At 37.6% G+C, this 18,752-nt stretch carries 19 protein-coding genes and 1 pseudogene; 7 read left to right on the top strand and 13 right to left on the bottom strand.

Features of this window, described 5'->3' with window-relative positions:
- Positions 1-203 precede the first annotated feature (203 nt).
- From AC3CH7_RS16370 to AC3CH7_RS16360, 3 genes are all read right to left on the bottom strand, one after another.
- Complete coding sequence (locus AC3CH7_RS16370) at positions 204-890, bottom strand: CAP domain-containing protein (RefSeq protein WP_012294395.1); 687 nt, start codon at positions 888-890, stop codon at positions 204-206.
- 444 nt (positions 891-1,334) lie between these two features.
- Positions 1,335-2,237, bottom strand: coding sequence for a CobW family GTP-binding protein (locus tag AC3CH7_RS16365; RefSeq protein ID WP_488381646.1), 903 nt, complete (start codon positions 2,235-2,237; stop codon positions 1,335-1,337).
- A 71-nt stretch (positions 2,238-2,308) separates the two neighbouring features.
- The gene (locus tag AC3CH7_RS16360) at positions 2,309-3,823 is read right to left on the bottom strand and encodes a lmo1851 family serine protease (RefSeq protein WP_031418171.1); all 1,515 of its coding nucleotides are present in this window, start codon (positions 3,821-3,823) and stop codon (positions 2,309-2,311) included.
- A gap of 797 nt (positions 3,824-4,620) precedes the next feature.
- On the opposite strand from AC3CH7_RS16360, the gene AC3CH7_RS16355 reads away from it, so the two are divergent.
- On the top strand, positions 4,621-4,893 hold the full coding sequence (locus AC3CH7_RS16355) for a hypothetical protein (RefSeq protein WP_012294394.1): 273 nt from the start codon (positions 4,621-4,623) through the stop codon (positions 4,891-4,893).
- A gap of 56 nt (positions 4,894-4,949) precedes the next feature.
- On the opposite strand, the gene AC3CH7_RS16350 is transcribed toward AC3CH7_RS16355, so the two are convergent.
- A complete protein-coding gene (locus AC3CH7_RS16350; RefSeq protein ID WP_036168261.1) occupies positions 4,950-5,696 on the bottom strand; it encodes a polysaccharide deacetylase family protein in 747 nt (248 codons plus the stop codon).
- 857 nt (positions 5,697-6,553) lie between these two features.
- Positions 6,554-6,979: a 3-hydroxyacyl-ACP dehydratase FabZ gene (fabZ, locus tag AC3CH7_RS16345; protein WP_197223965.1), complete on the bottom strand. Its 426-nt coding sequence runs from the start codon at positions 6,977-6,979 to the stop codon at positions 6,554-6,556.
- Between the two features lie 244 nt (positions 6,980-7,223).
- Between fabZ and AC3CH7_RS16340 the strand changes: the two genes are divergently transcribed.
- Together AC3CH7_RS16340 and AC3CH7_RS16335 are read left to right on the top strand one after the other, a co-directional pair.
- Entirely contained in the window at positions 7,224-7,841 is a 618-nt protein-coding gene (locus AC3CH7_RS16340; RefSeq protein WP_012294389.1) for a LysE family translocator, read from the top strand.
- A 91-nt stretch (positions 7,842-7,932) separates the two neighbouring features.
- Entirely contained in the window at positions 7,933-8,415 is a 483-nt protein-coding gene (locus tag AC3CH7_RS16335; RefSeq protein WP_197223966.1) for a DinB family protein, read from the top strand.
- 130 nt (positions 8,416-8,545) lie between these two features.
- On the opposite strand, the gene AC3CH7_RS16330 is transcribed toward AC3CH7_RS16335, so the two are convergent.
- The gene (locus AC3CH7_RS16330; RefSeq protein WP_171821090.1) at positions 8,546-8,710 is read right to left on the bottom strand and encodes a hypothetical protein; all 165 of its coding nucleotides are present in this window, start codon (positions 8,708-8,710) and stop codon (positions 8,546-8,548) included.
- A 141-nt stretch (positions 8,711-8,851) separates the two neighbouring features.
- On the opposite strand from AC3CH7_RS16330, the gene AC3CH7_RS16325 reads away from it, so the two are divergent.
- Both AC3CH7_RS16325 and AC3CH7_RS16320 read left to right on the top strand, forming a co-directional pair.
- Complete coding sequence (locus AC3CH7_RS16325; protein ID WP_031418166.1) at positions 8,852-9,694, top strand: copper amine oxidase N-terminal domain-containing protein; 843 nt, start codon at positions 8,852-8,854, stop codon at positions 9,692-9,694.
- Between the two features lie 82 nt (positions 9,695-9,776).
- The gene (locus AC3CH7_RS16320) at positions 9,777-9,956 is read left to right on the top strand and encodes a hypothetical protein (protein ID WP_036161610.1); all 180 of its coding nucleotides are present in this window, start codon (positions 9,777-9,779) and stop codon (positions 9,954-9,956) included.
- A gap of 49 nt (positions 9,957-10,005) precedes the next feature.
- On the opposite strand, the pseudogene AC3CH7_RS16315 reads toward AC3CH7_RS16320, so the two are convergent.
- The 3 genes and pseudogenes from AC3CH7_RS16315 to AC3CH7_RS16305 all read right to left on the bottom strand — a co-directional run bounded on the left by AC3CH7_RS16315 (position 10,006) and on the right by AC3CH7_RS16305 (position 11,767).
- Positions 10,006-10,388: pseudogene (locus AC3CH7_RS16315) on the bottom strand (VOC family protein).
- A gap of 47 nt (positions 10,389-10,435) precedes the next feature.
- The gene (locus AC3CH7_RS16310; RefSeq protein ID WP_481276398.1) at positions 10,436-10,720 is read right to left on the bottom strand and encodes an ArsR/SmtB family transcription factor; all 285 of its coding nucleotides are present in this window, start codon (positions 10,718-10,720) and stop codon (positions 10,436-10,438) included.
- Positions 10,721-11,296: 576 nt separating this feature from the next.
- Entirely contained in the window at positions 11,297-11,767 is a 471-nt protein-coding gene (locus tag AC3CH7_RS16305) for an Lrp/AsnC family transcriptional regulator (protein ID WP_012294382.1), read from the bottom strand.
- Between the two features lie 215 nt (positions 11,768-11,982).
- Between AC3CH7_RS16305 and AC3CH7_RS16300 the strand changes: the two genes are divergently transcribed.
- Positions 11,983-12,849: a DMT family transporter gene (locus AC3CH7_RS16300; protein WP_241740631.1), complete on the top strand. Its 867-nt coding sequence runs from the start codon at positions 11,983-11,985 to the stop codon at positions 12,847-12,849.
- A gap of 27 nt (positions 12,850-12,876) precedes the next feature.
- Here the strand turns inward: AC3CH7_RS16300 and AC3CH7_RS16295 are convergent, their stop codons facing one another.
- From AC3CH7_RS16295 to AC3CH7_RS16280, 4 genes are all read right to left on the bottom strand, one after another.
- The gene (locus AC3CH7_RS16295; protein WP_488381645.1) at positions 12,877-15,939 is read right to left on the bottom strand and encodes a hybrid sensor histidine kinase/response regulator; all 3,063 of its coding nucleotides are present in this window, start codon (positions 15,937-15,939) and stop codon (positions 12,877-12,879) included.
- A 152-nt stretch (positions 15,940-16,091) separates the two neighbouring features.
- Positions 16,092-16,430 carry a hypothetical protein gene (locus AC3CH7_RS16290; protein ID WP_036161603.1) on the bottom strand — a complete coding sequence of 113 codons (339 nt, stop codon included), beginning with the start codon at positions 16,428-16,430 and terminating at the stop codon, positions 16,092-16,094.
- Positions 16,431-16,597: 167 nt separating this feature from the next.
- Positions 16,598-17,101, bottom strand: coding sequence for an NUDIX hydrolase (locus tag AC3CH7_RS16285; RefSeq protein ID WP_198695970.1), 504 nt, complete (start codon positions 17,099-17,101; stop codon positions 16,598-16,600).
- A 28-nt stretch (positions 17,102-17,129) separates the two neighbouring features.
- Positions 17,130-17,600 carry a peptide-methionine (S)-S-oxide reductase gene (locus AC3CH7_RS16280; protein ID WP_036161596.1) on the bottom strand — a complete coding sequence of 157 codons (471 nt, stop codon included), beginning with the start codon at positions 17,598-17,600 and terminating at the stop codon, positions 17,130-17,132.
- A 671-nt stretch (positions 17,601-18,271) separates the two neighbouring features.
- Here AC3CH7_RS16280 and AC3CH7_RS16275 point away from each other — a divergent pair.
- The gene (locus tag AC3CH7_RS16275; protein WP_012294376.1) at positions 18,272-18,751 is read left to right on the top strand and encodes a DUF6530 family protein; all 480 of its coding nucleotides are present in this window, start codon (positions 18,272-18,274) and stop codon (positions 18,749-18,751) included.
- Position 18,752 lies beyond the last annotated feature (1 nt).

Here is an 18,752-nt window from a genome sequence, read left to right as displayed (position 1 = left end):
AGAGTATAAGCATTTTTCGCTTATTTCAAACGCGTTATAGAGGGATTCATCGCCCAAAAAGATGCCCTGACGATATCATCTTGGCATCTTACTGAAAAATATTTTTAGCTGTAACTGTACATCCCCCTTTTCTACCTTCATGCCATCAAAAAAATGCCCTATAAGCCTAGTAGACTTATAAGACATTTTCTTGAACACAACTCTTATTTAGTAATAAATTGTTGCGTCCAGTAATTACCTGATTTCACGTAGCCTACACCAATATGCGTAAACTTACCATTTAAAATATTAGCACGGTGACCAGGTGAATCCATCCACGCTTGCACTACTTCTTGTGGTGAACGTTGACCTTGTGCAATGTTTTCTCCTGCACTTTTATAGGTAATCCCTAAAGCTTTCATACGATCAAATGGTGAACCGAATGTTGGGCTTGTATGTGAGAAATAGTTATTACTTTGCATATCCTGTGATTTTTCGCGAGCTGCCGCCATTAATTTATCATCCGTTTGTAATGGTGATAAACCAGCTTTTGTACGTTCAGCGTTTGTTAATTTTACTACCTCTTGTTCAAATGCGTTCACATCTGAAGTTGTTGTTGAAGGTGTAGAGCTAGCTGGTGGTGTTGCTGGTTTTTCGTTTTGTGATGATTGATTATTGTTTGGCGTTGCTGCCGTATTATTAGTATTTGTTGAAGGCGTCTCATTAGATGGTGTAGATGCCTGCGGGAATTGAATATTCCATTTATGATTGTTAGACCATTTATAATAAACTTTACAGTTTGTTGTTTGCTTTACTGAATTCCCCTCTGTTGTATTTGTAGCAGCAGAAGCTATTTGAATTGGAGCTGCTAAAAGAAATGTTGCACAAATTGCAGTTAGTGTTTTTTTCATGTTTGCAATTCCTCCTTCTATGCCATTTATCGTAAAGGATAATTTTCATTCAATTCTTACCAGCATTTGCTAACTACCCCAACGCGGAAATAAATACGCGAAAAATCTACGTTTTTTTGCTATATTTTTTAGTAGGATTAACCAATCTATGAAATACTTACGTTTGAAAGAGGGTTGACACCCCTTTAAATCTAGCTAATATTATCGTAAATTTGCCCCGAAAGCGAGACCAAAATGTATGCGTTATTCACTGATTCAGTCCCTCTAAATATCCTTATCGAAAGCCCCCAGAATTGTGATATCACTACTTCTAGTGGCTCTTCTCACCATTTATATTACAAACATATTACAGACACATTACATTCTCTTTACATAAAAATAAAAAAACCTGCGTAATCTACACATTGTCTAAATTGTGCAAATATCCACAGGTTTACATTTTCTTTATTGAATGCCAATGACAGGAAGAGATCCTACGTTTTCACCGATAATAACAAGTTTCGCTGGCATTTTTATATATTCCGGTAGCCATTGAACCATGCCATATGCATATTGGAATAGCATTGGATTTTTAACTCCTTCAATCGGTACATATCCTTTCATTCGATAAATTGTTTCAGGTAAGGCACGTACCCATTCTTCAAATTGCTCCTGGGTAAACTCCATATCAGCGAATTCTACTAAGCGCGAGCCAAGTTGCATAGAGGCTATCGGCGCTTTTACAATATCAGCTTTATCCATTTGTGCGGTTGCCTTTAAGCTTTCTAACAATGACAAAGGTACTCGTCCATTTGTCGTTTGCAAAATAAATGCATGGGGATTTAAGCTTTGTAGCTCATAGACTACTTGCCCTTGCTCTGCCTCTGTTAAAAGATCTGTTTTATTCGCTAGTAATAAGTGAGCATGGCGAATTTGTTCCATAAATAGAGAACGTACTTGTGGTGTCAGAGTATCACGGTGAAGCCATAGCTTAGAATCTGCCACTGTAACAATGCCTTTGACATTAAGCTGATCAGCAAACAATGGTGAATACACCGCATCTAATGCCTCAACTGGATGAGCAGCACCAGTTGTTTCAATTATTAATACATCAAAATCACTATCTAATAGAAGAGATTGAATTTGTGCCTCCGTCTTTTCAGCACCTGAACAGCAAATACAGCCTTCTAGCATCTCTTTGAGTGGAATATCCTTTTCCACGGCCTGTGAGTCAAATGGTAGCTTGCCAAGTTCATTCATAATAACGGCGGGCTTTAAATTTTTTTCTTTTAGTTGGCGAATTACATCTGTCAGCATTGATGTTTTGCCACTCCCTAAAAAGCCACTAAATAGGTATACATCCTTCATTCTCTTCTTCCTCCTATAAAAAAAGCTGTCGCAGATGCCGTGAAAGACGACTGTTGCGACAGCTGTATTTGTTAGTTTGTAGTTTCCTCAGCCTTTTCAGCTGTACCTAATAGAAGCTCTTTCGCTTTTAACAACTGAGGATCATCAGCTTTCATTTTTGCACGTAACGCATCCATTAATGCATACGTTGTATTTCCTGTTAAAACACCTGTCTCTTCAAGATTATTCGCAGCTTGTAATTGTTCTACTGCACGCGCTGTATTGTCATCGAAAAGACCATCTACTTCACCAGGTTCATACCCTAGTACTTGAAGCATCTCTTCTGCCGCCTTCACAGTGTCTGATTGCATACCTGCCTTCATTTCCATAGAAGCGTTCAAGTATGGTAACGAGGCATATGATGGGTAAGCAACCTTAACATCAGGAGTAATCCCTTTTTCATTAATCCAGTTACCGTTCGGCGTTAACCATTTACCTGTAGTAAATTTCAGATTAGAGCCGTCCTTCAACGGAGTGACATTTTGGACTGTGCCTTTACCAAAGGATGTTTCACCAACCACCTTTGCACCAACAGATTCTTTTAAGGCACCAGCTAAAATCTCAGAGGCAGAAGCACTACCACCATCAACTAGAACAGTGATTGGTAAATCGTATTTTTTACCAGCAATCGCATTTGTGACTTCTGGTTCTGCATCTTTTTCTTGTACCTGCACAATGGCTTTGCCTTCTGGTACAAATAAATTAGAAATATCCACTGCAGCCTTTAAGTAGCCACCAGGATTTTGACGTAAATCTAAAACAATCCCCTTCATACCTTTGCCTTCGTACTCAACAAGGATTTTTTCAAGCTCTTGAGCAGTTTGTTCACTAAACGATGTAATTTGAATATGGGCAATATTGCCATCAAGCATCTCACCGTATACAGTTTCTACTGGGATTTCATCACGAACAATAGTCATTTGTATAGGCTCAGTATTTTCGCCACGTTTCACTGATAATTTTACAGATGTTCCTTTTTCGCCGCGAATTAACGCAACTGCTTCTGTAGCACTGAAGCCTTGAATGCTTTTCCCATCGACCGTTAAGATGATATCTTTTGGTAATAAGCCTGCCTTTTCAGCAGGAGAATTTTTGATCGGTGACACAACTGTAATATAACCATTACGTTCTTGAATTTCTGCACCAATTCCTTGGAAGCTTGAAGATAAACCAGAGTTAAATTGGTCTGCTTCTTCCTTCACCATAAAATCAGAGTACGGATCGCCTAATGCATCGAACATGCCATTAATAGCACCATCAACTACTTTTTCATCCTCAATATCTTTGTAATAGTTATTTTTCAGTAAATCAAATGCTTCATATAATTTCGTAAATTCCTCACGTTCTACAGGAACTTTCACTTCTACCACTTTCTTATCACCAAATGTTAACGCAAAAATCGTTAAGCCGGCAGTAATAAGAATTGTAAAGAACATTAGCATGATGAATTTAAACGGTTTTAATTGTATAAATTGTCCTGCTGGCTTGATTTCAGCAGGCGTTGGCTCTTGCTGCTGCTCTGTACTTTCTTTTTTCTGTTCATCCATCTTGATTGTCACCACTCTCATATACACTAACTTGTTGTCACACTATTACCATCTTAACAGGTTATACAGAAGACGAAAAGAAAAAGACTGTCCAAATTTTATGACAGACCTTGTCTGATCATGCTTCCAACCATCTAGCATCCTAATGCTCATGAATCCATTGTTCCCTATAAAAGCTTTAGGTATATAATGGTACTGCCTTCTAATTTTACTCATTTCCTAGTAGCAGTCAACTAAAAAATCAATTGACTCATAGAAATACTATAAGAATATAACGTGCCAATGACTCAAAAAGTTTCAAATCATGGACATTTTTTTACACAGGTACTCCTAATACTGTGCTGAAGCTTTTTATAGACCGAATGAACCGTTAATCGGTGAAAAGAAATAAGCTGTCCATTATAGATGACAGAGAAGACCTCATAGGGTGGCGGCGATTTCTCCATCAACTTTTCCATGCTTTTAATCTTGAACCAGGTCAACTGAGAGGCATAGCTTGCTGGCTGCGACTAAGACGTTTTCCGTCGTAACTTCCACATATAAGAAAGCCTACTAATCGTTTATTCCAATTAACAGGGAAATGCAGGAACCCATTTTTCTTGCTCCTTCAATAACAGCCTATTCAGCCCAACAATTGTCTATCCATCTCAACGATCTCTATATATGTCAATGACCGCTCCTCCAATATGTTGTCGTTCTGTTAATTTTACCATTTCCTGTGAATCAATTAAATCGTTCTCCTTTTCTCTTCCTCACGCATATGATGCAAGTAATGACAAACATAAGGAGGAAAAATAATGGGAAGAAATAATAAGCCCAATCAAAACAATGATTCCCTAGAAATTTATGCAGCTAAGTTAGCTTATATTGGTACTGCCATTTCAACACTAGGAGATGGCCTACAGACTATTGCATCAGGTCTCGCACTAGAGGCACTTGTCAACGCTAATAAGGATACTTCTCAAAATAATAATGGAGACAGTCAGTCGAACGTTCAAATTGATACTATGCAGAAGCAAATTGATTACTTAATTAGTGAGCTGAAGCACATCAAAAAATTGTTAAAATAACCTTTACATAAAGAGATAGCACCATAAAAAGTAGTGTTGAAAGAAGACTCTCAACACTACTGTTTTTTTTCCATTTTTTTATGCGCCATCTGCACTTCAAGCAATTCTGAAACCGTCACAAATCGATAACCCTGTTTTTCAAGCTCCGGTAATATTTGCTCCAGTGCCTTCACAGTTTGTGCTCGGTTACCTCCACCATCATGGAATAACACAATATTACCTGCCTTTACTCCTTTTAATACGGTATTCACTATTCGATTAACTCCTGGACTTTTCCAGTCAAGCGTATCCAAATGCCAGGACCACATCACCACTTTATAGCCCTCTTTGGCAATTGCATCTATCATTGCATCGGAGAATTGCCCTTCCACCGGACGGAATAATGTTGGTTTAAAGCCGGTAATGCTGTAAAGAGTTGCATTGGTTTGATCAATTTCCTTCATCAAATTCGAGACATTTGTTTTTAAAGGATGCGTATAGGTGTGGTTGGCCAATTCATGCCCTTCATCGTACATTCTCGAAATAAGCTCAGGGTTTTTTTCTGCATTTTGACCGACAATGAAGAAAGTGGCTTTTGCTTGATATTTATCCAAAACATCCAGAACATCCGCTGTGTAGGTGCGATGTGGTCCATCATCAAAAGTAAGAGCAATGATTTTCTCCTCCGTTTGGATTTCCCATAGTATTTGCCCCGCTTCTTCATAATACTTTCTCCCTTTATTGTCATAAGTACTCGCCTTGACATAAAAAAATGACACCGTAACCAAACAAAGTGGCAGTAAAAACAGTAATACTTTTTTCAAATCTTCACGTCCCCAAAATTTTTTTCGTACTTTATTATTTGAGGAATTCGCAAAAAAATGCTTACGTTTCAATAAATAATAAAAATGCATTTTACCATAACTGAGAGATAATGGCCGTGAAGATAGGTTTTCCAACAACACCAAAATCTTCTAAATTAAGCTCGTCCATCATAATAAGATTTCGACTATAGGCATTTTGATAGCCTTCGCTTTGACCTATTAGACTTGGTCTTATGTAGACTATGGTGAAGCGTTAAACAGCTTTTTGATAAACCATTGGACCATTTATTCGAGTCACGATGTTCTGGCGTTTTAAGAGGCTAAAAATGTAAATGTTCAATGATGCTCTGAATAATGCTCATCTTCATTTTGATAAGTTGTAAAATATCGCAAATACTACATTTGGACAAGCCATTTAAAACGGAAGCAATCAACATAAAAATGGACAAAATGACCCCGCTCAATGTTATAGAAATTGGCTTTAAACGCATAATTTGATACGCCTGCTGCCATAAAATACGGATTATATAGCCTTAGCTCTATAGCTTTGTATATTGTTGATGAAAAAAAAAAAAAATAGCACTGATAGATAGCTCGATGGCGTTTTTTATGGTGAATCTGTTTATGCTTTTTTGTACAAATCGATCACAAAAATCATTATCCAATGCATCCTCAGCCCTTAACAGCCCTTCTTTTCGTTCAAAAACAGCGACCCAAACCCCTCTTTCTCTCATAAATGTACTATATGAAAGAAAGTTAGTGGTGTAATGCGCTTAGAGGCATCTAATGACCATTTTCACAAAGAAGCTTCAGCTATAAGCGCTGTACATGGCAAAATTGTCCCTTCATTGCGTACATTAATTACCAAACGCGAACACAAGCTCCATTTCACAAACCATTTCTCCATCAACTGTCGCGAGTCCCTTCCCTTTACCGATTGAGCCTTTTATGCGTGTAATTTCAACTTCAAGTCGTAATTGATCTCCAGGTTTCACTTGTTTTTTAAAGCGACATTCATCTATTCCTGCCAGTAATCCTAGTCTTCCCTCATTGCCTTCCTTCGTCAGCATGATTACAGCGCTAACTTGGGCTAATGCCTCCACAATGAGCACACCTGGCATTACAGGATACTGAGGAAAATGTCCATTAAAAAACTCCTCATTGATGGTCACATTTTTAAGACCTATCGCACGTTTCCCTTCCTCTAATTCCACAATGCGATCTACTAAAAGGAATGGATAGCGATGTGGCAAAATTTCTTGAATTTGTTGACTAGTTAACATGAAGATACCTCCCATTTTTTAATGACCTAATTCTATCATTAAATATTATTAGTTGGTACTAATAATATCGTTACATGCATAAAAATTCCATTCAATCTGAATAAACCACCTCGTTCAAATATTTTCTGAATATTTTTTCATTCCTTTTTCAATATTTCTTTATCGACAGTTCTATAGTCACTAGAATATAATATGTCATGCATTCACCCTAGAATGATTAGTTTATTAGAATAGGATGGTAAGCATGTTATCTTTTATCGCAATAGTTCTTTTATTATTTTTAATTCCAGGACCTGCAGTTATTATCACCATTACACAAACGCTAAAAAGTGGTAAGAAAAACGGCATTTACACAGCCTTAGGTATCGGCCTCGGTGACTTAGTCCATACGTTAGCAGCCGTTTTAGGTCTATCAGCTATTTTAATGCAATCTGCCACAGCCTTTGAAGTGGTGAAATATGTTGGTGTAGCTTATCTTGTATATTTAGGGATACAGATGCTTGTTACGAAACCGAAGAAAATTGAACAACCTACTGTGGAACAAAGCCCTGCGAGTACATCATTCCGCCAAGGCTTTTTAGCAGAAATACTAAATCCAAAGACGGCCTTATTTTTCCTTGCCTTTTTACCACAATTTATCCAGCATAATGAGACATCTATTACAGTCCAGCTGCTGACACTTGGCATTACTTTCGTAGTAATGAGCGCGTTGTATACTATTTTACTAGCTGTTGTGACAAGCTTTATCGGTGAAAAAATCTTTACAAAAGCAAGTGGCAGCTCCCGTTGGCTTGAAAAAACAGTTGGCTTTGTCTATATCGGTCTCGGTGTAAGACTAGCTTTGCAAACACAAAGTAAATAAATGTGACTAGAAGAACCCTCATCAGAGTTCTTCTTTTTTTTGCAGGAAATTAGGTGAAAATAGCTAATACATACTTAAAGGAGGTTTTACAATGTATCAGCGACAAGAAAATTTATTTCAACAACTACAGCATTACCGGAGCGAGCTACTACAAGTACTAGATGATGTAACAGAGGAAAAGGCCCATATCATTCCAACTGGCTTCCGCAATAATATCCGCTGGAATATGGGCCATTTATATCTTGATCAATATTTATGGATAGAGGCTCTAACGAAAGAAAAACAAGAGGAATTAAATTCTTTCGTTCACTGGTTTGGGTTCGGCACCTCACCTGATGATTTTGATGAAAATACGCCATCTTTTGAGGCATTAAAAATATTACTGGCACAGCAGCCAGAACAGCTAAAGGAACAATATGGTCATCGACTTATGGAAGAATTTTCCCCTATTGAGATGGGCATGCAAACCATTGAACAAGTGTTATGGCGGACTATTTTCCATGAGGGCATGCATATACAGGCTGTCTTAACGATTCATCGGATTCTAAAGGAGTCTCAGCAGGAAGCTTCTTAAAATCCTTTTGCCACTTAAGGGTGATTGACATCAACCAATATTCTATCTATCTTTATCAAGCAACTATAGGATTTTTATGTAAAATATAACAAGCTTATAGATCAACATAATCTATAAGCCGTGACGCCTCTTACTGTTTCGGTGTATTAGCTGTCAAAGGATTCGCATTAGCTACTAATTGAACAGGTGTTGTCGTTTGTTGGTAGCTATCCTTCTGTCCTTGACTTGATTTCCCGTAACCTTTCATAGCAGCGAACAATGCTGCACCTACTATGCCCCAAGTTAAAAACTTCACAAAAAAACCTCCTTTCACGATTAGTATTCGATTTCAAAACCGGTTTATACACTGTTAAAAATTAATAAATAGTAAACTATCACAATCGTAATTGAATTTTATGGTAAAATAAGGTCGTAAAAATAAAGGAGGATAATTTCCATGAAAAAAATCTTTACAGGCTTATTATTAACCTCTGTATTATGGACAGCTTCCCCTGCTGACGCAGCAACACCTCAGCTTATGATTGACGAAGTTGTTGTGAAAACAGATGCAGCACCTGAGGTCAAAAACAATCGTACCATGGTACCTTTGCGAGTAATTAGTGAAAATCTAGGTGCACAGGTTCAATGGAAGGATTCACAAATTACTCTTACCATGAACCAATCAACTGTTTTGTTAACATTAAACAGTCAGACCGTCATGAAAAATGGTAAGGCCGAGCACTTGGATGCAACACCATATCTTAAAAACAATCGTACTTATGTACCGCTTCGCTTTATTGCGGAAACATTCGGCAGTCAAGTTGATTACAAACAAAGTACTGTCACTATTGCCACTAAGCCATTATTATTAAACAATCAAAAAATCAAGGCCCTTCACTATGAATATCACATGACGATGGGTGGCATTATTCAAGAAATGAAGGGCAATAGCTATCATCACGCTATGTTCAAGATTTTTCAGCAAAAAGGAGCTAAAGTAGAAGCTCCTAAAGACTATTCTTGGCAATTAAATCTGGACGTACCTGGATCTTATTATAAGCTTGGACAATATGATTTTTTAAACGCTGACAATAAAAGTGTTCAGCAGTTCGATATGTACTCATTAAATCAGGCATTCCCGGATGAATTATTAGAAGGTTATCCTACTGTTCTTCTCCATGATGTTAGTAATGATAGTTGGTATATATTCTCAGATATTAACAAGGAGTCTATTCAAAAGCTTATTAATGCGGCCACTAACAACGGATTCAACAAAATTATTAGCAACACCGTTGCTTAAAAAATAACAGTAAACTAAACATATTCTGTATGAAAATGTGCAAAATATTCATATCAACGATTTATGGATGGAGGTTTGCCTCATGCAGAAATTACTGTCATTTAGTTTGGTATTATTTTTATTATTTGCTTTATCAGCCTGTTCATCAGAGGAAGCGCCACCAAGCGAAGAAGCTGAAGCTAAAGAACAGACCGTGAATGCACAACCAAAAGAAAACCTCGACTTGTTAAATGTTGACCGAGGTTTAGCAATACACAAATAAATAAAAAAAGCGTGTTTGGACTAGACTCTAAACACGCTTTCAATATGAATTATTTTTGGATAATCTGAATAAGATTGCCACAAGTATCATCTAAGACCGCTATTGTGACCGCTCCCACTTTTGTTGGCACCATCGTAAATTCTACGCCTTTTTCTAATAATTGCTTGTATTCTTCGTGAATATCTGCTATACCAAACATCGTGGCAGGATACCCTCAGCAAATATTCTCTTTTGGTAATCCTTTGCGGCAGGATGTTCATCCGGCTCCAGTAAAAGCTCAGTTCCTTCTAAATCATTTGGCGATACAAGCGTCAGCCATCTATGTTTTCCTAATGGTTCGTCTTCCTTTTTTACAAATCCAAGCTTTTCTGTATAAAATGACAATGCCTTTGCTTGGTCTGTTACAAAAATACTGTTCACAATAATGTTCATTTGAATAGCCTCCTCTGCTAGTTAGCAACTTGCTTGCCTCCACCTGTTCATGTTCGTAAAATTATTCTACCCACTCTTTCAATAAGTGGCTCATTGTAAAACATAACAATTCGGTAGTTGCCCTTCCTCATGAAAGTGACAAGCCCGGTCCCCACCAAAACAACAAGATGTTTAGCAATTGCTTGTCTCTTTATGGAAAGCTCATACTTCAAAAGTAGACGAACCGTGAGCTCATACAAGGTCATTTCATTTCGTTCACATAGTTCATCTATGATAAGCCTCCTAGTCAAGTTCGCAAGTGCTTTAAATATAGCATCTTTGTCCCATTTCATAAAACGAGTATAGACAACTTTTTTTGCCCTCTTTTTAAATTTTTTAGCGTCTATCATTTGCAAAAACACACAAAAAAAGCTGTCCCCGACACGTTTTTTAGAAAACCTGTCGAGGACAGCTAAGTCTTATAATCACCATTAAAGCACATGGCGTTAGTCGTGCACTATCACATTAAAGAAAAGCTACCAAATGGATATCTGTTGCAATGCTTATTCACTAGGGCAATTTTGCAAAATTGTACAACTGCTCATTATTCACGCTTTAGATATTCACAACATCAGCTAAAATACGCCAAACCGCTAAGCCAAATAAAATGTCGTCTTGTGTTGTTATCATTATCTACATATTTGTCGTAATGCGATGCGACTATTCAATTTCTGGTATAGTGCTTGGTTTGCTGGGTTTAAACCAGCAATGTTAACGCTTATTCGTTGTCCTCCCAACTAGGAAATAATTTCCACAATTGCACCATGGACATTCAAAACGAAACAGGTATTAGTAAATCCATGTGAGTAAAAGCTCTCATGAAGAGGAACACAGCAAGCATGAGTAGAACACTCACACTTGCTGTATTTTTATAAGGGTAACACCGTGGAATATTTGATTTCCCGTAACGATAAATTTGTTTGAATTCTAGAGATCCCTAACTTATTTAATTTCCGAATAAATCGATTCAATTCTTGTCGATCTCGAATGACGATTTTTAATAAGTAATCATAGGCACCTGTTAAACAATGACATTCCAATATTTCTGTCATCGTTTTTAAGCTCGTTTCCAATTCTTCTATTTCCTTCGCTTGATGGATATCCGTACTCATAAAAACATAGCACAGTAAATCAAATCCTAGTTTTTCCTGATTTAAAATAGCAACTTGCTGATCGATGTATCCTTCGTTTTCCAATCGTTTGACTCTTGTATGTGTCGCTGGTGGCGATAAGTTTACACGTCTAGCCAATTCGGCATTACTAATATGAACCTCTCTCTGCAAAATATCTAAAATTTGAAGATCCATACTGTCTAGACCTTTCGTTTTGCTATCCTCCATAGCTGTGTCCCCTTTCGATTATTTTTCGTTATGTATTTACGAAGCTATTTTTCCGAAGATTATTTTTATAAAATCACAATAACTTTAGTTTATTTCAAATAAAATCACTTTCACAAAATATTATACAGTCAATTCACAATTAATGCTATGATTCTTAGTATACATAAAGGTAAAAGAGGGTGTTACGAGCTTTGGTTAAATTGTATATAGGTCTAATGCTTATCACAAGTTTACTGTGGGGTGGAAATTTTGTTGTTGCCAAGACGCTTGTTGCACATGCATCACCTTTGACATTGACAACGGTCAGATGGTTAATTGCTGTCATTGTCCTTGTTCCTTTAGTTTGGTGGAAAGAAAAAAAATTAGTTCCTCCAAAACAAGCCATTGTTCCGTTAATGTTGATGGGGGTTACTGGGGTTGCTTTCTTTAATATCTTTCAATTTTTAGCATTGGAGCGTACGACATCTACTAATGCTGGGCTTATCTCTACTATGAATACAATATCCATTGCCCTGTTTTCGTTTGTCTTGCTTAAAGAAAAAATAACAAAGTGGCAGTTATCGGCAATGATTTTATCCTTGTTCGGAGTAGTTCTCGTTCTTTCAAAAGGAGATTGGCAGCTATTGCTGGATTTCCAGTTCAATACAGGTGATTTATGGATGTTGGCAGCCGTGTGTGTTTGGGGACTGTATTCCGTCTGTAGTAAATGGGCTATGCAAACAACCTCACCATTAATGGCTACCTTTTATGCAGGAATATTTGGTGTGCTGATGCTCCTACCATTTACGAGCACAGATTTCACCTTCACAAATGTCAATACATCTTTCATTCTTTCCATGCTATATACGGGTATTATCTCAACCGTTGTTTGTATGGTATTTTGGAATATCGGTTTACAGAAGCTAGGCGCGACAACATCGGGGATTTTTTTAAACTTCAATCCAATTTTCACCGCCCTTCTCGCCTATTTATTTATTGGAGAAAATATGTCTTGGCTTCAGGGAATTGGTGGACTTATCGTCATTGTGGGATGCTATTTATTCACTCAGTTTAAAGCAAAAGTTCCGCAGGCGATTATATAAAGAAAAAATGCATGGCACACTGAAGTGTCATGCATTTTGTTTTACAGGCTTCTTTACAAGAACCACAAAAGAAACAGCCGTTCCTTCATGAAGCTTACTCGTAATGTGCAATCCTTGTCCGTAATGCTGTTGAAGACGAAGATGGGTATTCATTAAGCCAATGCTTCCGGATGGCTGTCGTTTTGTCTGAAGCAACTGGGACAATCGTTGTTCATCTATGCCAACACCATTGTCCGAAACCGTAATTTCAAGTTGTGATTCACTTTCATAAATCCGAATATGGATCGTTCCCCCTTCTGTACGTTTTAAAATACCGTGCTGTAAGGCATTTTCAACTAAGGGTTGAATCGTTAATGATGGAATAAGCACATCTGTAGATGCCTCTAAATCCCATTTAACCTGAATACGATCGCCGAAGCGCTCCTGCTGAATATAGAGATAAGCTTGAATTAACGTAAGTTCATTTTCTAACGGCACAAGTGCTTCAACATTTTGAAAATTATAGGATTCTCTTAAAAAATCACTGAGTGCCTCTACTAATCTACTTGTTCGCTCACTATCCATTTCACTCAACGTTAAAATGGCATTTAACGTATTAAAAAGAAAATGAGGCTCAATTTGTGCCTGCAGCCAAGCAGCCTCCATACGATGACGCTCCTGTATAGATCGCTTCACCTTTATTAAAGCCGCTACTCGTGATCGTAGCTCTAGGGCATCGACAGGCTTGGTCACATAATCATTTGCACCTGCTAAAAAACCATTTTCAAGATCCTGGGGTTGACTACGCGCTGTCAGTAATAATACAGGTAAATCGGTGATGGAGAATTGCTTCCGAATAAGACGAACTAATTCGTACCCTGACATTTTCGGCATCATCACATCTGAAATAACTAAATCCCACTCGTGTGACTGAATACATACTAGCGCTTCTATACCACTTGTCACCGTAACAATGTCATACTGTTCATTCGCTAAAATGGTCTCAACGACCCGCAAATTAATAGGCTCATCATCCACTACCAATATACGCGGATGATTAAACTCCGTACTCTGTTCATGTTCCAAGTCAGTTTGTAAAGGTGTTATGCGCTCTGGAATCTTGCTAACACTTTGTCGTCCCTTTTCAAGTGGCTCTTGGACATTCGATTCAACCGCTAAGGGCAATGTAAATGTAAAGGTCGAGCCTTGTCCAACAATAGATTGGGCTTTCAATGTACCGCCATGCAATTCAATGAGCCGCTTACAAATGTTTAGTCCTAGCCCAAACCCTCCTTCTACCATAGTTTTACTGATCGTCCCTTGCTCATATCGTTCAAATATTCGACGCATGGTTTCATCGTCCACACCAATGCCTGTATCCGTAATGACGATGTTCGCCATTCCATTGCGTGTATAACTCGAGATTGTAATCGACCCTTCATTCGTAAATTTCACAGCATTATGCACTAAATTAAAGACAATTTGAATCACACGATTTTCATCAGCTAGCACTCTTTGAAAATCTTCAGGTATTTTCAGGACAAACTGAACAGGCTTCCCCTCAATCATAAAGCGCAGCATATCAAAAACACCCACAGCAATGGAATGGATGGAAACCCTACTTAGTTGTAATTGTTGTGTATTGTCTTTCAAACTTACGACATCCAGCAAATCATTTAACAACAAAGACATCCGATTACCTACGGACAGGACAGTTTCTAAATCAGTCACACTTTTTGCAGTTAACCGATTGGCTTCACGATCAAGTACCGCTTTGGACATATTGATGATGCTATGAAGTGGATTCCGTAATTCGTGAGAGGTACTTGCCAAAAATTCATCCTTAATTTTATCAGTCTCTTGCAATTTATGAGCAAGCTTCTTCGTATCGGCATGTACCTTTGCGTAATCTTTAAACCACAATGTCGCTAAACAGGCAATTGTCACCATCAAATCAAATGGATAAGAAATGACTTTAATTCCTGTAATCAGCAGCATGACATCCCAAAGGATACTATTCACAAAAGCCACTAGGCCTAATAAAATAAAGACATTACTGCGAATATCTTTGATGGATTTTCCGGTCATCAAAATCAAAGTAATCACTATGGGAGCCCCTAAAATAACCATATAAAAAGCTTGTATGGAAACAAGATAACGTATCGGTAAAGTAAAGGCTAATAGGATTGCCACCAAGCAGAAAAAAGTGTACATCCGTTTATAGTGCTGTAAATGTGGCGGTAGCCAGTGCTCTATACACTGCAATAACGAGTAGCCAATGCCTACCATAGAAAGATGGACTAATATAAATCCCCAATCATAATTGATGGGAAACCAAAATGAAAGAAGTTTATCATCACTTCCTAATAAATAATAAAACATGATATTTACGGTTAAGATCGAAAAGAATAGTAGGCGTTTATCTTTATTTCCAACTAAATAGAGGATAACAGAGTAAATGGCATGCAGGACCAAGACCACTGCCACGAATAACTGCATCGTGATGGACAATTGTGTCTCCCGATTGATCACATCTTCTTGTCCAAATTTTATAGAGCGTACAATTCCCCCATTACGAGGATCTTGAAAGTTGGCTACTTGAATGACCAGTTCGATTTCACTTTCACCATTTATCTCAAATGATGCTGTAAAGGGTATATTTTTAGCCATTGTTTGCGCTCGATTTTCACCTAGCTCTCCTGATTTCGCAATTAAGCGGTCGTTTACATATATTTCTGCAGCACTGCGAATACTTGGAACTCTTAAACTAAAGGTTCTTGCCTCTTCTGTATTAACCAGTATTTTTAGTTGATAAGAGCCGTATCCAAATGGGCTTTGCTCTCCTTTCCGAAAAACGTTGTCCCAACCATCTGGGACTTGTATGTATGAGTGGTTGGAGGATTGATGATCCATCAACCACTGTGATGGATGGAAGGACCATTCGCCATCAAGTGTTAATGCATCATGTTGAAAATCAAAATCACGGACATCGATTTGCCCCTTTATTGCAGATGGTTGATCTGGCTGCGTAAATGAATGGAGCCACAACATACGAGAACCTGTTAACAACACTATAAATAATATAATGATAGCCATAATTCTATGTTTCATAGTGAATGACCATAACACCTCCTAAATCTAAAATGGTAGAGTGATTCAATAACCACCTATTCTACCAACTCAACTTATACAGAATCTGAACAACCCATTTTGCCCTAAAAAAAACAAGACAGTCTAGAGACTATCTTGATTTCCCATAAATACTATATCTTCTGCGGTGGTATGATGCCTGTAACAAGTAAGATAAAGAATACCAAACCTATCAGTACGAATAGTAGTGATGCTATAAATACAGGACCTGCTTTAAACTGAAATCGATCTCGCTCCTGGATGATGCCTGTTATGGCTCCAGATTGTGCTGCAAAAAACCTTGACATAGCTCCTCCACTACTTGTAAAGTAGAGCGTTCCTAATGTAAAGGCAGCCCCTGTGAAAAACATAACCTCAATAAATCTGACAGAAAATACGGAGGCAATCCAATAAGTTAGGACGAATTCTATCATAAATGCAATAACCATCATAATAAAATATTTTCGGTTCATTAAAAAACCCCCCTCTCTTTTCAATTTACGAAAATTATTGGTAAAGTTTTCATTTTTCATGAAAACACTGTATACGTTTATCTCCAACTGGGCACGTCTGTTTCATTTTAAACATTTAGAAGAGCCGTGTATGGTCTACTATTAACTCTGCTGAAAATGAAAAAACCTTACTGTTTTGAAGGTCTTTGCTGTAGTGCACAATCCAATATTTCCTTATAAAGAATATTCCATTTGTGATAATAAAAAGCAATATCATTCGGATTTATAAACATACGTTGAGCAGATTCAAATTCTCCCTCAAATGGGAGCAGATTTGTTATCGTCATTTTGTAGAATAGTTGATAGCCAATTTTAGGGTAGGGACTATTTTTTGTCCATAATGGATTTTCACTATGGTCAACGATAATATGCCCTATCAACTTACATTCCCCTTCCACATAGCCCTCTTCCAGTGCTTCCCGTTTTAAGCAATCCTCTGGGCTTTCACCCGGTTCAATATGTCCTCCTGGAAAATCCCATCCTCGATGATTTACATCCACCAATACTAATTGATCCCCTTGAAAACAAAAGCCGTGAACACTTGTTATTAGATGATGTGGGGGCAATAAGTTATTTTTTTCCCAAGTTAATTTAACGATGGATTCTCCCCAATTCACATAAGTGGTTGTCAATTATTTCCTCCTAAAATAATAATCTCTCTTACTGATACTTATTTAATAGTTCTACTGGAATATGACAATAATCGTTTGGACATCTCGCTAACCTATCTTGATGTTCCTCTGCGCTTCTTACATAATTTGTCAGAGGTAATACTTCAACAACAATCAAATCATAATCATTTCTCTTACAAAGAAACGCCTGTGCCTCAAGTAAGTGTTCCGGATTTTCACTATAAACGCCAGTTCTGTATTTCTCGCCTACATCCTGTCCTTGTTTATTCAAACTGTAAGGATCAATCATTTCAAAAAAATACCCCATTAATTCCCTGATGGATACAACGGACGGATCAAATCCTGTTTTTACACATTCGGCATACCCATCGTAATCACTCTCAAGTGTAAAACTTGTTCCATTGGCTCTTCCTGCCTCTGTAAACACAACGCCTGGTAACGTTTTTATAAAAGCTTGAACTCCCCATAAGCAACCACCTGCAAAGTATACTACTTCCAATCTCATTCCCCCCTTTATAGTAAAAAATAGTCCCATCTATATTTTTGTAAGAAATTCCTAAATTTTTATTCCATACTACCATGAAATTCAACCAAATTACAGGCAATTTTCTCTCAACATAAAAGGACCAGGATACCCACTATGTTGGGAAGCCTGGTCCTTTTGTGAAAAAGTGAAGCTTACTACTTTGCTTTAGTTTTGTATCCTACTATTACAGTAGTTGTTTTCATCCTGAAAAAGTTACAGCTTATCTAAACATTCTATTAAGAACTTTTTGATTATCATCTAAATGCTTCCCCCGAACACAAGTGAAGAAGACCGACGAAATTGAAGTTTGCTATAATCCACAAGACATAGTCCAGAACATTCAGCATACTTTTTAAAATATGTATTTCCCTACACCTACACTTGTACATACTCCTTCCCTTTATAAATACTTCGTTATCATTCTATTTACTAATGCCTAGCAGCATAAATCGTCCATCTCCATATGATTCAAAAAAGAAGGGAAAACGTAGAATCACAATTAGCTTCATCACCGTCAATTTGTCGCTAGCCAATGCAATAAAGTTTATTTCCACTAAAGATTGACTTATGAAGTCGCTAATGCTAAATTTACTAAAGCAGTAATTTAGTAAATTACTAAATCCAAATGATAAGGAGTTTTTTTCATGAACATCCCCACACATTTAAAACATAAACCCGTAATTGTTGCCGAAAACTATGCCAATATCGATGGACGTACAGCCTATCAAACTGATGCTCAAGGGCTTTCTCTCGGCTTAGCTCAGTGGAATGACAGAGGCAAGGTGGATATTTCAGCAAAGGTTTGGCGTCATACAGGTGGCAAATGGTCTCGTCAATCAGAAGAGCTTCCCCTACATCGTGTGCTTGACCTTGCTATTTTAGTCTGTGAGGCGCAACTTCATTTTAAAGAGGCCTATCGCTATGAGCATTTATATGATGAAGAAAACCCCGTGATTAAGCGTGTAGGCTTACAGGGCGATGCCATGACTGTGGAGGTTTGTACAGAAAATGAGCAAATCCATGAAGATATTCAGCTCTTTCAGCAAGCGTTAAATAATGATGGTGAGTTAATCGGTGAACGACTACGCACATTGTCACGAATCTTAAAAGAAATGGGTTATTAAA

This window comes from Lysinibacillus sp. F12, assembly GCF_057773605.1.
The sequence above is the reverse complement of the archived record's forward strand: the minus strand, read 5'-3'. Positions and strand labels throughout refer to the sequence as shown.

Bases quoted from the DNA above. Each gene is read 5' to 3' on its own strand.
- AC3CH7_RS16295 (WP_488381645.1), bottom strand. From the start codon at position 15,939: ATGAAACATAGAATTATGGCTATCATTATATTATTTATAGTGTTGTTA.
- AC3CH7_RS16300 (WP_241740631.1), top strand. From the start codon at position 11,983: ATGCTTATCACAAGTTTACTGTGGGGTGGAAATTTTGTTGTTGCCAAG.
- AC3CH7_RS16290 (WP_036161603.1), bottom strand. From the start codon at position 16,430: ATGAACCGAAAATATTTTATTATGATGGTTATTGCATTTATGATAGAA.
- AC3CH7_RS16320 (WP_036161610.1), top strand. From the start codon at position 9,777: ATGCAGAAATTACTGTCATTTAGTTTGGTATTATTTTTATTATTTGCT.
- AC3CH7_RS16310 (WP_481276398.1), bottom strand. From the start codon at position 10,720: ATGAAATGGGACAAAGATGCTATATTTAAAGCACTTGCGAACTTGACT.
- AC3CH7_RS16335 (WP_197223966.1), top strand. From the start codon at position 7,933: ATGTATCAGCGACAAGAAAATTTATTTCAACAACTACAGCATTACCGG.
- AC3CH7_RS16355 (WP_012294394.1), top strand. From the start codon at position 4,621: ATGGGAAGAAATAATAAGCCCAATCAAAACAATGATTCCCTAGAAATT.
- AC3CH7_RS16370 (WP_012294395.1), bottom strand. From the start codon at position 890: ATGAAAAAAACACTAACTGCAATTTGTGCAACATTTCTTTTAGCAGCT.
- AC3CH7_RS16340 (WP_012294389.1), top strand. From the start codon at position 7,224: ATGTTATCTTTTATCGCAATAGTTCTTTTATTATTTTTAATTCCAGGA.
- AC3CH7_RS16360 (WP_031418171.1), bottom strand. From the start codon at position 3,823: ATGGATGAACAGAAAAAAGAAAGTACAGAGCAGCAGCAAGAGCCAACG.
- AC3CH7_RS16325 (WP_031418166.1), top strand. From the start codon at position 8,852: ATGAAAAAAATCTTTACAGGCTTATTATTAACCTCTGTATTATGGACA.
- fabZ (WP_197223965.1), bottom strand. From the start codon at position 6,979: ATGTTAACTAGTCAACAAATTCAAGAAATTTTGCCACATCGCTATCCA.
- AC3CH7_RS16365 (WP_488381646.1), bottom strand. From the start codon at position 2,237: ATGAAGGATGTATACCTATTTAGTGGCTTTTTAGGGAGTGGCAAAACA.
- AC3CH7_RS16275 (WP_012294376.1), top strand. From the start codon at position 18,272: ATGAACATCCCCACACATTTAAAACATAAACCCGTAATTGTTGCCGAA.
- AC3CH7_RS16305 (WP_012294382.1), bottom strand. From the start codon at position 11,767: ATGGAGGATAGCAAAACGAAAGGTCTAGACAGTATGGATCTTCAAATT.